This is a genomic window from Kingella potus, from assembly GCF_900451175.1.
GTDB classification, from domain to species: Bacteria; Pseudomonadota; Gammaproteobacteria; order Burkholderiales; family Neisseriaceae; genus Neisseria; species Neisseria potus.
This window is the reverse complement of record NZ_UGJJ01000001.1, coordinates 1,163,221-1,176,751: the sequence shown is the minus strand read 5'-3', so window position 1 is coordinate 1,176,751 and position 13,531 is coordinate 1,163,221. Positions and strand designations below refer to the sequence as shown.

The following is a 13,531-nucleotide window of genomic DNA, read 5'->3' as shown; positions in this document are numbered from 1 at the left end:
GCGACGCACGCGGTTTTACGTTTTACGGTTTGGCCGGAGACTCTGCCTGTAACACAAAGAACGCGTGTACTGCCTTCGGGCGGAACACCCACCCGAACGGCAAAGGCCGTCTGAAAACGCAAACGGAATATCGGATGCGCCAAACCCGTACGTTCAAACAGCCTTTCCCGTCTTGCAAACAAGCGTGAAAAGCAATGATGCACACATCTGCAACCGCGTGCGTCGCTTTGGCGGCGCACCCTACTTTGGCAACAGAGGCCGTCCGAACCATCTTTTCAGACGGCCTGCTGCTTTTTCTGTGCCGAATCCCGCGTAGTGTGTCCCAAAAGCGACGCACGCATTCCCGACCGCAACGCAAAGGCCGTCTGAAAACAAAAAATCAAATGTTCAGACGGCCTTTTCCTGCTGCCGTTTGCCCTTTTCCCGCAATATTTCCCGCATTTTCCGCGTAAAGCAGCGTAAGAATGTATACAATGTAAAGAAATTGTGAAATTTATGGCTTGGCACTATTACATTTTTACCCGATTTTGTATATCGTAACGGTTTGGCGTACCCTATCCGATCAACAAACCAAGGAAAAACATGTCTGCCTCCGCAAAAGAAACCCTCAACCCCTTTGAAATCGCCCGCAAACAGGTCAAAACCGCCTGCGACCGCCTCAACGCCGATCCCGCAGTGTACGAAATCCTCAAAAACCCCATGCGCGCGCTGGAAGTAAGTTTCCCCGTGAAGCTCGACGACGGCACCGTCCGCACCTTCACCGGCTACCGCGCCCAGCACAACAACGCCGTCGGGCCCTACAAAGGCGGCGTGCGCTTCCACCCCAATGTCAATTTTGACGAAGTCAAAGCCCTCTCCATCTGGATGACCATCAAATGCTGCGTGGCCGGCGTACCCTACGGCGGCGGCAAAGGCGGCGTAACCATCGACCCCAAACAATATTCCGAAGCCGAGCTCGAACGCATCGCACGCGGCTACGCCAACGCCATCGAGCCGCTGATCGGCGAAAAGATTGACATCCCCGCGCCCGACGTAAACACCAACGGCAAAATCATGTCGTGGATGGTGGACGAATACGAAAGCATCGTCAAAAAATCCGCCCCCGGCGTGTTCACCGGCAAACCCGTCGAATTCGGCGGCTCGCTCGCCCGCAACGAAGCCACCGGCTACGGCGTAAACCTCGCCGCCATGCAGGCATTGGAGAAGCTCGACAAACCCGTCAAAGGCGCGACCTACGCCATCCAGGGCTTCGGCAACGTCGGCTTCCACACCGCGCTGTACGCCCATCAGGCCGGCGCGAAAATCGTTGCCGTATCCACCGTCGATGTCGCCATCTACAACGAAAACGGCCTCGACATGGACGCGCTGTTCAAAGAATACCGTGCCAACGGCTTCATCACCAACCAAGCGGGCTACGGCAAAGAAATCAGCAATGCCGAACTGCTCGCACTGGACGTGGACGTACTCGCCCCCTGCGCCCTCGAAAACCAGCTCACCTCCGAAAACGCCGGCAGCGTACGCGCCAAAATCATCTCCGAAGGCGCAAACGGCCCCACCACCCCCGAAGCCGATGCCGTCCTGCGCCAAAACGGCGTACTGGTCGTACCCGACATCCTCGCCAACTGCGGCGGCGTGGTCGTGTCCTACTTCGAATGGGTGCAAAACCTGCAAGGCTACTACTGGGAATTTGACGAAGTGCAGGAAAAACAAACCGTCGTCCTGCGCCGCGCCTTCAACGACATCTGGAATCTGGCACGGGAATTCGACATAGACCTGCGCACCGCGTCCTACATGATGAGCATCCGCCGTCTGGAAAAAGCCATGAAGCTGCGGGGATGGTACTGATACCGTCCGAACCGGCTAACACGGCAAAGGCCGTCTGAAAACCCCGTTTTGTGGTTTTCAGACGGCCTCTGTATTGGTAACGGACAATCCGTCCGTGCCGCACCGGCGGCGCACGCGTTCCCAACCAGTCATCGTTGGCATTATGGCGTTTGTATGGTGTGCCGCCCTACCGAACGGCAGAGGCCGTCTGAAAAGTAGGTATCGGCAAAACCGTGTGCGCGGCGAATCCGCACAGCCTGCGCGGGACACAAGGTAGGGTGTGTCGCCATAAAGCGACGCACGCGTTCCCTGTGTTGCAGCAAATCAAACTGTTCCCGAGTAGCAAAAACGCGTGCGTCGCGGCGCGACACACCCTACCAAACGGCAAAGGCCGTCTGAAAATCCTTTGCAGGGTTTTCAGACGGCCTTTTCTGCTTCAAGCCGCAGGCGGTTTAGCGCGGGGCGACCATATCGGCGGGTACGACCAGTTCGTCAAATTCTTCGCCGGAGAGCAAGCCCAGTTCGATGGCGGTTTCGCGCAGGGATTTGTCGTTTTTGTAGGCGGTTTTGGCGACTTTGGCGGCGTTTTCGTAGCCGATTTTGCGGTTGAGCGCGGTAACGAGCATCAGCGAGTGGTGCAGGAAGTAGTCGATTTTTTCCGGCACGGGTTCGATGCCGGCGGCGCAGTGTTCGTTGAAGCTGTTGCACGCGTCGCCCAAGAGGCGCACGGATTGCAGAAGGTTGTAGGCAATCATCGGCATGTAAACGTTGAGCTCGAAGTTGCCCGATGCGCCGGCCATGCCGATGGCGACGTCGTTGCCGAATACCTGGCAGCACACCATGGTCATGGCTTCGCATTGGGTCGGATTGACTTTGCCGGGCATGATGGACGAGCCGGGTTCGTTTTCGGGGATTTTGATTTCGCCCAGGCCGCAGCGAGGGCCGGAGGCGAGCCAGCGCACGTCGTTGGCGATTTTGTTGAGGCTGGCGGCGAGGGTTTTGAGCGCGCCCGAGGCGTACACGGCGGCATCGCGGCCGGCTAAGGCTTCGAATTTGTTGGGCGCGGTAACGAAGGGCAGGCCGGAGAGTTCGGCCAGTTGGGCGGCGGCTTTGACGGCATATTCGGGGTGGCTGTTCAGGCCGGTGCCGACTGCGGTGCCGCCAAGGGGCAGTTCGTACAGGCCTTTGAGTGCGTCTTGCAGGCGGTCAAGGCCGTGGTCGAGCTGGGAAACGTAGCCGGAAAATTCCTGCCCCAAAGTCAGCGGGGTGGCATCTTGCAGGTGGGTGCGGCCGATTTTGACAATAGAGGAAAATTCTTTGGCTTTTTTGTCCAGCGTGTCGCGCAGGGCTTTTACGGCGGGAATCAAGAGGCGGTTGATTTCGATCGCGGCGGCCACGTGGATGGCGGTGGGGAAGCTGTCGTTGGTGGACTGGGCGTGGTTGACATGATCGTTGGGGTGGACGGGCCGGTAGGCGGCCAGGCCGGTGCCGGCGATTTCGTTGGCGCGGTTGGCGATCACTTCGTTCATATTCATATTCGACTGCGTGCCCGAGCCGGTCTGCCACACCACCAGCGGGAATTGCGCGTTCAGGCTGCCTGAAAGTACGTCGTCTGCCGCCTGCACAATCAAATCGGCCTGCTCTTGCTTGATGCGGCCGAGGGCGGCATTGGTGCGGGCGGCGGCTTTTTTCACCAGCGCCATCGCGTGAACCAGCGGCAGCGGCAGGGTTTCGCCGCCGATTTTGAAATTTTCGCGGCTGCGCTGGGTTTGTGCGCCCCAATAGGCTTCGGACGGAACTTGTACGTCGCCCATGGTGTCGTGTTCGGTGCGGGTGCTCATAGGTTTCTCCTTGGAAAAGATACAGATGAAAGAAAAGCAGCACGGATGCCGGCTGCTGCTGCGCGTGTTTGCTTTTGCCGAACGATTATAACGATTGCTTGCATAACTTTGCAAATACGCCGTTCAGACGGCCTGTTTGCCGCCCTTTTGCAAATATGCTCTAATGGCTTTTCTTTTCCAACTCCCGCCAAAGGCAGGCCGCCATGTCCCCCGTCATCCGCTCGCTGCTCGATACCGACCTTTACAAATTCACCATGTTGCAGGTTGTGCTGCACCAATTCCCGCAGGCGCACGGCGTATACGAATTCCGCTGCCGCAACAACGAAGACACGGTCTACCCGCTGGCCGAAATCCGCGAAGATTTGGAACGCGAGCTGGACGAGCTGTGCCGCCTGAAACTCACGCAGGACGAATTGGACTACCTGCGCGGCCTGCGCTTTATCAAAAGCGATTTTGTCGATTATCTCGAACTCTTCCAGCTCAAACGCCGCTTCGTAACCGTGTCCGCCGACAGCGGCGGCCGCCTGCACATCCGCGTCGAAGGCCCGCTGTTGCAGGCCATGTTCTTTGAAATCTACATTCTCTCCATCGTAAACGAACTCTACTTCCGCCGCCTCGAAACCCCCGCCGTCCTCGAAGAAGGCGAACGCCGCCTGCAAGAAAAAGCCGGGCGGCTCAAAGTGTTCGCCGCCGCGCAAAACCCCGCCGACCCGCCCTTTCTCGTTTCCGACTTCGGCACGCGCCGCCGCTACACCCTGGCCTGGCAGGAACACGTCGTGCGCACCCTGCACCGCGCCGCGCCCGAATCCTTCCGCGGCACCAGCAACGTCTATCTGGCCAAAAAGCTCGGCCTCACCCCCATCGGCACCATGGCGCACGAATTTTTACAGGCCTTTCAGGCACTCGACGTGCGTCTGCGCGATTTCCAAAAAGCCGCCCTCGAAGCCTGGGTGCACGAATACCGTGGCGACTTGGGCATCGCCCTCACCGACGTGGTGGGCATGGACGCGTTTTTGCGCGACTTCGACCTCTATTTCGCCAAACTGTTCGACGGCCTGCGCCACGACAGCGGCGACCCCTACATCTGGGGCGACAAAGCCTACGCCCACTACAAAAAGCTCAAAATCGACAGCCGCAGCAAAATGCTGACCTTTTCAGACGGCCTCAACCTCGAAAAAGCCTTCGCCCTGCACGGCTATTTCAAAGACCGTTTCAAAACCAGCTTCGGCATCGGCACCAACCTCACCAACGACCTCGGCCACACCCCGCTGAACATCGTTTTGAAACTGGTCGAATGCAACGGCCAATCCGTCGCCAAGCTCTCCGACAGCCCAGGCAAAACCATGTCCGACAACAACACCTTCCTCGCCTACCTGCGCCAGATTTTCCAAATCCCCGAAGAGTCCGCCGCCCAAGCGCAATAGGCGGAAACCGCACAGGCCGTCTGAAAAGTATGTATCGGCGAATCCGCACAACCCGCGCAGGACGCAAGGTAGGGTGTGTCGCCTAAGCGACGCACGCGTCCCCTACAACAAAAGGCCGTCTGAAAACCCAAAAGTTCGGTTTTCAGACGGCCTCCGTATAAATAGCGAAACATCCGCCCTGCCCGCAACAGATAGGACGTACCGCCAAGCGGCGCACGCGTTCTCTGTGTTGCAGCAAAGCAGACTTTTCCCAAGCAGCAAAAACGCGTGCGTCGCTGCGCGACACACCCTACCGAGCGGTACAGGCCGTCTGAAAAATATGTGTCGGCGAATCCGCGCGGGACGTAAGGTAGGGTGTGTCGCCTAAGCGGCGCACGCGCTCCCCACCACAACAAAAGGCCGTCTGAAAACCCGTTTTGCGGTTTCAGACGGCCTCTTTGCGCACCTTATACGATACGCGCCTGCAACAAATCGTTCATGTTCAACGCGCCGAGCAGCCTGCCCTCCGCATCGGCCACCAGCAGGCCGCCGATATTGTTCTGCTGCATTGCTTTCAGGGCTTCGGTGGCGAGCTTGTCGGGCAGGATGGTTTTCGGCTCGGCGTACATCACGTCGTTTACCGTCAGTCCGGCGAAGGTTTCGCTTTTCTGGAACAGGCGGCGCAGGTCGCCGTCGGTCATCACGCCTTTCAGACGGCCTGTGCCGTCGGTTACCGCCAGCATCCCCATGCCTTTTTCGCTCATGATGACGATCGCGTCTCTGAGCGGCGTGTGTTCGGCCACGGCGGGCGAATCCTTCCCCGCGTGCATCAGGTCGGCCACGCGCAGCAGCAGGCGTTTGCCCAGCCGGCCGGCGGGGTGGCTGAGGGCGAAGTCTTCGCGGGTGAACGAGCGGGCGCGCAGCAGGGAAACGGCCAGCGCGTCGCCCAATGCCATCACGGCGGTGGTGCTGGACGTGGGGGCGAGGCCGAGCGGGCAGGCTTCCTGGGACACGGCGGCGGTGAGGTGGATGTCGGCATGGCGCGCCATGGTGGATTCGGGATGGGCGGTGATGCAGATGAGGGTGATGTTTTTGCGTTTGAGCGCGGGCAGGATGGCATTGATTTCGTCGCTCTCGCCGGAATTGGAAATCGCCAGCACCGCATCGCCGTCTACTATCATGCCCAAGTCGCCGTGTGCCGCTTCGGCGGGGTGGACGAAAAAGGCGGGTGTGCCGGTGGAGGCGAGCGTGGCGGCGATTTTGTGGCCGACGTGGCCGGATTTGCCGATGCCGGTAACGACGAGGCGGCCGGTGCAGTTGAGTACGGCATCCACGGCGGCGGAAAATTCGCCGTCGAGGCCGTCTGAAATTTCGCGCAGGCCGTCGGCTTCGGTGCGCAACACTTCTTGCGCCCATTCGACATACCGGGCGGCATTATTGTTGGTCTGCATAATCGTTTTCCTGTTCAAAAACGGGGTTTCGCGCTAGGATGTGCCGTCCCCGTGTCGGAGATTATTAAGAAATGAAAAAAACGGCTATTTTATCGGATGTGAAAAACTTAGGCCAACAAATCTGGCTCGACAACCTCTCGCGCTCGCTGGTGGACAGCGGCACGCTGGCGCAGATGCTGCGGCAGGGCGTGTGCGGCGTAACGTCCAATCCCGCCATCTTCCGCAAAGCGTTTGCCGCCGACCCGCTGTATGCGGAGCAGATTGCCGCGCTGAAACGGCAAAACCTGACCGCCAAACAGCGTTACGAAACGCTGGCCGCCGAAGACGTGCGCGCCGCCTGCGCCGTCTGCATGGAGGAATACCGCGCCGGCGGCGGAGAGGGCGGCTTCGTGAGCTGGGAAGTGTCGCCGGAGCTGGCGCACGACGCGGCGGGTACGGTGTCCGAAGCGAAACGGCTGTACGAAATGGTGGGCTGCGAAAACCTGATGGTCAAAGTGCCGGCCACCGACGCAGGCCTTTGTGCGCTGGAAACGCTGGTTTCAGACGGCCTCAATGTCAATCTCACCCTGCTGTTTTCCCGCCGCCAAACCGTCAAAGCCTACGAAGCCTATGTGCGCGGCATCCGTGCGCGGCTGGACGCGGGCAAGTCCGTATCCTCCGTGCGCGTGGTGGCCAGCTTCTTCATCTCCCGTATCGACAGCGCGCTGGACGACACCCTGCCCGCGCCGCTGCGCGGCCAAACCGCCGTCGCGCTGGCCAAAGCCGCCTATGCCGACTGCCGCGCGTTTTTCGCCGCAGACGGTTTTGCCGGATTGGCACGGCAGGGCGCACATCCCGTGCGCCTGCTCTGGGCCTCCACCGGCGTGAAAAACCCCGCCTATCCGGACACGCTGTATGTGGACAGCCTAATCGGCAGGGACACGGTCAATACCGTACCCGATGCCACGCTGGCCGCCTTTGCCGACCACGGCACCGCCCGAGCCACGCTGGCGGAAAACACCGCCGCCGCCTTCGCGCAACTGGACGAGGTGTCCCGCCTGGGCATAGATTTGGAGGCTTTGGCCGCGCGGCTGCAAAACGACGGCCTGCAACAGTTTGACGAAGCATTCGCCCAACTGCTGGAACTGCTGGCGTAAAAAGCCGCTGCCGCTTCCGAGGCCGTCTGAAAACCCGTGCGCCAACCCGCCACGCCGTTTTCAGACGGCCTCAAGCTCTGCGCCGCAAAGCGGGGAACACCCCGCCCGCAGAAAGCAGGCAATTGCGCCGGCGGCGGAAAAGCGGATGACGGGGCAGGGTGCGCCGTGCAAACGGCATGACGGATATTTCCGCGTTGTTCCGCTATCTTGCCCGCTTTGCCTTCCGGCAAACCGCGCAGGCCGCCGCCCGGGCTGTTCTGCGGCGCAAAAAAGCGGCAAAAAACAGGCATCCGTTGCGGATGCCTGTTTGCGTTTGTCCGTCTGCAAGCCGCTTATTTCGCGGTTTGCACCGCCTGGATGGCGGTCAGCGCGATGGTGTAAACAATGTCTTCCACCAATGCGCCGCGCGAGAGGTCGTTTACCGGCTTGCGCAGGCCTTGCAGCATGGGGCCGACGCTCAATACGTTGGCATTGCGCTGCACGGCTTTGTAGGTGCAGTTGCCGGTGTTCAGGTCGGGGAAGACGAACACGGTGGCTTTGCCGGCCACAGGGCTGCCCGGGGCTTTGGACTTGGCCACGCTTTCCACCACGGCCGCGTCGTATTGCAGCGGGCCGTCCACGGCCAGATCGGGGCGTTTTTCCCTAACCAGCTTCGTGGCTTCGACCACGGTGTCCACATCGGGGCCGCTGCCGGAATTGATGGTGGAATAGGAAATCATCGCCACGCGCGGCTCGATGCCGAAGGCTTGGGCGGAATCGGCCGACTGGATGGCGATTTCGGCCAGTTGTTCGGCGTTCGGGTTAGGATTGACCGCGCAGTCGCCATACACCACGGTCTGCCCGGGCAGCAGCATAAAGAACACGCTGGACACAATGCTCGCGCCCGGGGCGGTTTTGATAAGCTGCAAGGCGGGGCGGATGGTGTTGGCCGTGGTGTGCACCGCGCCGGACACCAGGCCGTCCACATCGTTTTGCGCCATCATCATCGTGCCGAGGACAACGGTGTCTTGAAGCTGCTTACGCGCGTCTTCGGGCGTGAGGCCTTTGGATTTGCGCAATTCGCACATCGGCGCAACGTATTGTTCGACCAGATCGGCGGGATTGAGGATTTCCACCGATTCAGGCAGGGTAATGCCCAAACCCGCGGCCACGGCTTCCACTTCTTCGCGCGGCGCGAGCAGCACGCAGCGGGCGAGGCCTTTTTCGTGGCAGATGGCGGCGGCCTGCACCGTGCGCGGCTCCGCGCCTTCGGGCAGGACGATGCGTTTGCCGGCTTTGCGGGCGGCTTCCATCATATTGAAGCGGAACTGCGCGGGCGACAGGCGTACGGGCTGCGGCGCGGCCAGCGCGGCGGTGTTTTCCGGCTTTTCGATGCTGCCGAGAAAGGGCAGCGCGGCGGCTTCGGCCACGGCGGCTGGTGCGCCGACGAGGCCGCCGAATTCCACGGCGCGTCCGGCAAACGAGGCTTTGGCCGTCAGCACGCGCTCGGCGGAGGCGTGGCCGCTGCCGGCGGCAAATACGACGCGGGCGTTGAACGCATCGGCCAGCTCGTTGTTCAGCCTGCTCAAAAAGAGGTATTCGTCGTTGGGCGTGATGCCGCGTATGACGAGGTTTTGTTTGCCGAGGGCGGCGGCGCGGCCGACCAGCAGGTCAAACCAGTCGTCGGCTTTGCCGGCGGCGGCAAGGCGCACGCCTTCGTCTGCGTATCCGCCTACGTCGAACACCGCCGCATCGGGAAGCTGCGCGGCAAGGTTGGCGGCGGCCTGCGCGGTGTCTGCGTGGGCGCAGACGGGGAAAATCAGGATGTTGGCCATTTTTATTCCTTTCAATGGACTGTGATACACACCGTATCGTTTGCTAAAAGACTGCGGCCGTCTGAAAACGGGTTTTCAGACGGCCTCTCGTTATGATTGGGTTTGCGCTTCGGCAAGCTCGAAGCTGTGGGTGATTTTTGCGGTTTTGCCCAGCATCACCGAAGCCGAGCAGTATTTTTCCGCCGACAAATCCACAGCCTTGGCAACGGCGGCTTCTTTCAGGCCGTGCCCGACTACTTTGAAATGAATGTGGATGGCGGTGAACACGCGCGGGGCATCCGCCGCACGCTCCGCGCTGACTTCGGCTTGGCAGTCGGTAACGTTCTGCCGCTGCTTCTGCGCAATCATCACCACATCGATGCTGGCGCAGCCGGCCAAGCCCAGCAGCAGCATTTCCATCGGCGACGGGCCGCGCCGCACGCCGCCTTCCGTATCCGAGCCTTCCATCACCACGCTGTGTCCCGCTTCGGTGCTGCCGACGAAACACAGATTGTCCAAACGCTTGCTGCTTATCTTCATCGCCGCCCCCGCTTATCCGGCACGGACCGGCTGCGGCGATACCAAAATGCCGTCTGCGTCGCTGTACAGGAAATGGCCGGGAACAAACTCGGTGCCGCCGAAAGAAAGCACGGCATCGGTTTCGCCCGCACCCGCCTTGTCGCTTTTGCGCGGATTGGTGCCCAAAGCCTTGATGCCGAAATCGATTTCGTTGAGGGCTTCGCTGTCGCGCACCGCGCCGTACACCACCGCGCCCGCCCAGCCGTTGGCCGCGCCCGCCGTGGCAATCAGATCGCCGATCAGCGCGCTGTCCAAAGAGCCGCCGCCGTCCACCACCAGCACTTCGCCATCGGAATGGGAATTGAGCAATGTTTTGACCAAGCCGTTGTCGCGGAAACAGCGGACGGTGCGGATGCGGCCGCAGAAACGGGCGCGGCGGCCGAAGCTGCGGAACTGGACATTGCAGGAGGGCGTGTCGGGGGCGGCATCGATCAGGTCGGCCGTGGAAAAATCGGTGTACATGAGGCGGCTCCGTGTATGGTGCGCGGCAGAATCCGCGCGGTTGAAGAAAGGCCGCATTATATAGAATCGGCTCCGCTGCCGAAAGGGAAAGGCCGTCTGAAAACGGAGCCGCACCCGCGCCGAGGCCGTGTTTTCAGACGGCCTCAAAACACCCGTTTCCCCTTGCGGCGCAGCCGCTTTTGCCTTGCCGCGCCATGCGTCCGGAGGCACAAAGCGGGCGGCCTTTTGTGGCATAATGGCGGCCTTTCCGTCTGCCGCATCCTGCCCCGCACACGGCGCGGGCCGTCCCGTCCGCAATCCCGAAGGGACGGAGCCTCCCGCAGCACGCCGCACGGAATCTTTTTTGCGCCGCCGCGCTTTCCCTCCGCGCCGCAGCTTCCCCACCGACAGCCGCAGAGGCCGTCTGAAAAAACACAGAAAGCACCCCCATGAACGCCTTTTCCACACTGGGTCTGGGCGCGGAAATCGTTGCCGCCCTGACCGAACAGGGTTACGAAACCCCCACCCCCATCCAAGCCGCCGCCATTCCCAAAGTGCTGGCCGGACACGACCTGCTGGCCGCCGCGCAAACCGGCACCGGCAAAACCGCCGCCTTTATGCTGCCCGCGCTCGAACGCCTCAAACGCTACGCCAACACCTCCGCCTCCCCCGCCATGCACCCCGTGCGGATGCTGGTGCTGACCCCCACCCGCGAGCTGGCCGACCAAATCGACCGCAACGTGCAGGCCTACATCAAAAACCTGCCGCTGCGCCACACCGTCCTGTTCGGCGGCGTAAACATGGACAAACAAACCGCCGATTTGCGCGGCGGCTGCGAAATCGTCGTCGCCACCGTCGGCCGCCTGCTCGACCACGTCAAACAGAAAAACATCAATTTCGCCAAAATCGAAACCGTCGTTCTCGACGAAGCCGACAGAATGCTCGATATGGGCTTTATCGACGACATCCGCGCCATTATGCGGATGCTGCCCGCCGAACGTCAGACCCTGCTCTTCTCCGCCACCTTCTCCGATCCCATCCGCAGGCTCGCGCAAGACTTCATGAACGCGCCGGAAACCGTCGAAGTGGCCGCGCAAAACACCGCCAACGCCAATGTCGAACAGCACGTCATCGCCGTGGACACCTTCAAAAAACGCCCCCTGCTCGAACGCCTGATTGTCGATTTGGACATCAGGCAAGTCATTGTTTTCTGCAAAACCAAGCAAAGCGTCGACCAGGTAACGCGCGATTTGCAGCGGCGCGAAATCGCCGCCAAATCCATCCACGGCGACAAATCGCAGCAAACCCGCCTCGACACCCTCGCCCAATTCAAAGAAGGCAGCCTGCGCGTACTCGTTGCCACCGACGTGGCCGCCCGCGGGCTGGACATCGCCGAGCTGCCCTTCGTCATCAACTACGAGCTGCCCACCCAGCCCGAAGACTACGTCCACCGCATCGGCCGCACCGGCCGTGCCGGAGCCGACGGCGTGGCCATCTCGCTGATGGACGAGAGCGAACAGAAAATGTTTGAAGCCGTGTGCGCACTCACCGGCAACAACATCCCCGTCGAACGCATCGAAGGCTTCGAGCCGCAATGGTGGGACGGCGGCACACCGCAGCCGGTCGTGCAGAGGCCGTCTGAAAACCGCCGCGACAGCCGCAGCCGCCCCGACAAAAGCCGCAACGGCGCAGGCGCGGCCGAAACCCGCCGCCGCGAAGCCCCCGACGAATGCCCCCGCATCGAAGGCCGCCGCCGCCGGCGCGGCGAGCGCGTCAAATGCGCCCTCGTCCAGCCCAACTACGGCGTGAAATAAAGAGCGCGGGCAACCGCATTCCGCCCCGCAAACAACGGCAGGCCGTCTGAAAAACCATTTTCAGACGGCCTCTGCCGTTTAGGTAGGGTGTGTGGCGCAGCCACGCACGCGGCTGCGGAGATTGCACGGCTTTTGCGCTGCGGCAGGGAACGCGTGCGTCGCCAGGGCGACACACCCTACGCGGGATTATGCTGGATGCGGCAGGACAAACAGAAAAGGCCGTCTGAAACCCGAAAAACCCGCCGCAAAACCCGCTCCCTCTCCTGCGCCCGCGCGGGGAGGGCTGGGGAGGGGGTGGCGGTTTGCAAAACCGCTTTCCCGCCCGCCAGCGCAGCCGAAGCGGCAACAGCCCCCACCCCAACCCTCCCCCGCAGGCGGGGGAGGGAGTAAAGGCCGTCTGAAAATGGTTTTTCAGACGGCCTTTACCTGTATCGCCGATGCAGCGTGTGCCGTTTTACGGCGCACGCGGATTCCGTCTTTCGGAAAAAACGTGGATTTGTTGCAGGCAGAGACGCGTGCGTCGCTGTGGCGGCACACCCTACGGCATTATCGGGCACGCGGTTTGGGTTTTCAGACGGCCGCCGCCGCCCGCAGAAACGCCGCCATTTTCGCCGCGTCTTTCACGCCTGCCGCGCTTTCCACGCCGCCGGACACGTCCACCGCCGCCGCACCCGATTCGCGTACCGCCGCCGCCACGTTGTCGGGAGTCAGCCCGCCTGCCAGCACCCACGGTTTGTCCGTGTAGCCGCGCAGCAGCGTCCAGTCGAAGCTCTGCCCCGTGCCGCCGTATGCCTGCGGATGGTAGGCATCAAACAGCAGGGCGCGGGCATTGGGAAAACGCGCCGAGGCCGTGCGGATGTCGGCTTCGCCGCGTACGCGCACGGCTTTGAGATAGGGGCGGCCGAAGCTGCGGCAGAATGCGTCGTCTTCGTCGCCGTGAAACTGGATGATGTCGGCCGGCACCTGCCGCAGGATGTCGCGCACGGTTTCCGCGCGCTCGTTGACAAACAGGGCGGCGGCGGAGACGAAAGGCGGCAGCGCGGCCACGATTTGTGCCGCCTGCGCCGGCCCGACCGCGCGTTTGCTTTGTCCGTAAAACACCAGCCCGATGGCATCAACGCCCAGCGCGGCGGCTGCGGCGGCATCTTCGGGACGGGTGATGCCGCAGATTTTGCTGCGGATTTTGTGTGTCATGGTTTGCCTTTCGCATTGGCATAAACATAAAAAGGGCGGCCCGCGCCGCCCGCAG

11 protein-coding genes are annotated in these 13,531 nt (G+C 61.6%); 5 read left to right on the top strand and 6 right to left on the bottom strand.

What is annotated here, in order from left to right:
- The first annotated feature begins 582 nt into the window (after window positions 1–582).
- Window positions 583–1,845, top strand: coding sequence for a Glu/Leu/Phe/Val family dehydrogenase (locus tag DYE40_RS05410; RefSeq protein WP_115308067.1), 1,263 nt, complete (start codon window positions 583–585; stop codon window positions 1,843–1,845).
- A 431-nt stretch (window positions 1,846–2,276) separates the two neighbouring features.
- Here DYE40_RS05410 and fumC read toward each other — a convergent pair whose 3' ends face one another.
- A complete protein-coding gene (gene fumC, locus DYE40_RS05405) occupies window positions 2,277–3,665 on the bottom strand; it encodes a class II fumarate hydratase (protein ID WP_115308066.1) in 1,389 nt (462 codons plus the stop codon).
- A gap of 203 nt (window positions 3,666–3,868) precedes the next feature.
- Between fumC and pncB the strand changes: the two genes are divergently transcribed.
- Complete coding sequence (pncB, locus tag DYE40_RS05400) at window positions 3,869–5,089, top strand: nicotinate phosphoribosyltransferase (RefSeq protein WP_115308065.1); 1,221 nt, start codon at window positions 3,869–3,871, stop codon at window positions 5,087–5,089.
- Window positions 5,090–5,535: 446 nt separating this feature from the next.
- On the opposite strand, the gene DYE40_RS05395 is transcribed toward pncB, so the two are convergent.
- Window positions 5,536–6,519: a KpsF/GutQ family sugar-phosphate isomerase gene (locus DYE40_RS05395; protein ID WP_115308064.1), complete on the bottom strand. Its 984-nt coding sequence runs from the start codon at window positions 6,517–6,519 to the stop codon at window positions 5,536–5,538.
- A 71-nt stretch (window positions 6,520–6,590) separates the two neighbouring features.
- On the opposite strand from DYE40_RS05395, the gene tal reads away from it, so the two are divergent.
- Entirely contained in the window at window positions 6,591–7,655 is a 1,065-nt protein-coding gene (gene tal / locus DYE40_RS05390) for a transaldolase (protein ID WP_115308063.1), read from the top strand.
- A 332-nt stretch (window positions 7,656–7,987) separates the two neighbouring features.
- Here the strand turns inward: tal and pta are convergent, their stop codons facing one another.
- The 3 genes from pta to rraA all read right to left on the bottom strand — a co-directional run bounded on the left by pta (window position 7,988) and on the right by rraA (window position 10,489).
- Window positions 7,988–9,469 (bottom strand): phosphate acetyltransferase, encoded by a 1,482-nt coding sequence (gene pta, locus DYE40_RS05385; protein ID WP_115308304.1) that lies wholly within the window; start codon window positions 9,467–9,469, stop codon window positions 7,988–7,990.
- A 90-nt stretch (window positions 9,470–9,559) separates the two neighbouring features.
- Window positions 9,560–9,988, bottom strand: coding sequence for an OsmC family protein (locus tag DYE40_RS05380; protein ID WP_115308062.1), 429 nt, complete (start codon window positions 9,986–9,988; stop codon window positions 9,560–9,562).
- Between the two features lie 12 nt (window positions 9,989–10,000).
- The gene (gene rraA / locus DYE40_RS05375; RefSeq protein WP_115308303.1) at window positions 10,001–10,489 is read right to left on the bottom strand and encodes a ribonuclease E activity regulator RraA; all 489 of its coding nucleotides are present in this window, start codon (window positions 10,487–10,489) and stop codon (window positions 10,001–10,003) included.
- 428 nt (window positions 10,490–10,917) lie between these two features.
- Here rraA and DYE40_RS05370 point away from each other — a divergent pair, with 428 nt between their 5' ends.
- Window positions 10,918–12,282: a DEAD/DEAH box helicase gene (locus tag DYE40_RS05370; protein WP_115308061.1), complete on the top strand. Its 1,365-nt coding sequence runs from the start codon at window positions 10,918–10,920 to the stop codon at window positions 12,280–12,282.
- Between the two features lie 153 nt (window positions 12,283–12,435).
- The gene (locus DYE40_RS12250; protein WP_147286592.1) at window positions 12,436–12,672 is read left to right on the top strand and encodes a hypothetical protein; all 237 of its coding nucleotides are present in this window, start codon (window positions 12,436–12,438) and stop codon (window positions 12,670–12,672) included.
- A 180-nt stretch (window positions 12,673–12,852) separates the two neighbouring features.
- Here DYE40_RS12250 and DYE40_RS05365 read toward each other — a convergent pair whose 3' ends face one another.
- A complete protein-coding gene (locus tag DYE40_RS05365) occupies window positions 12,853–13,476 on the bottom strand; it encodes a phosphoribosylanthranilate isomerase (RefSeq protein ID WP_115308060.1) in 624 nt (207 codons plus the stop codon).
- Window positions 13,477–13,531 lie beyond the last annotated feature (55 nt).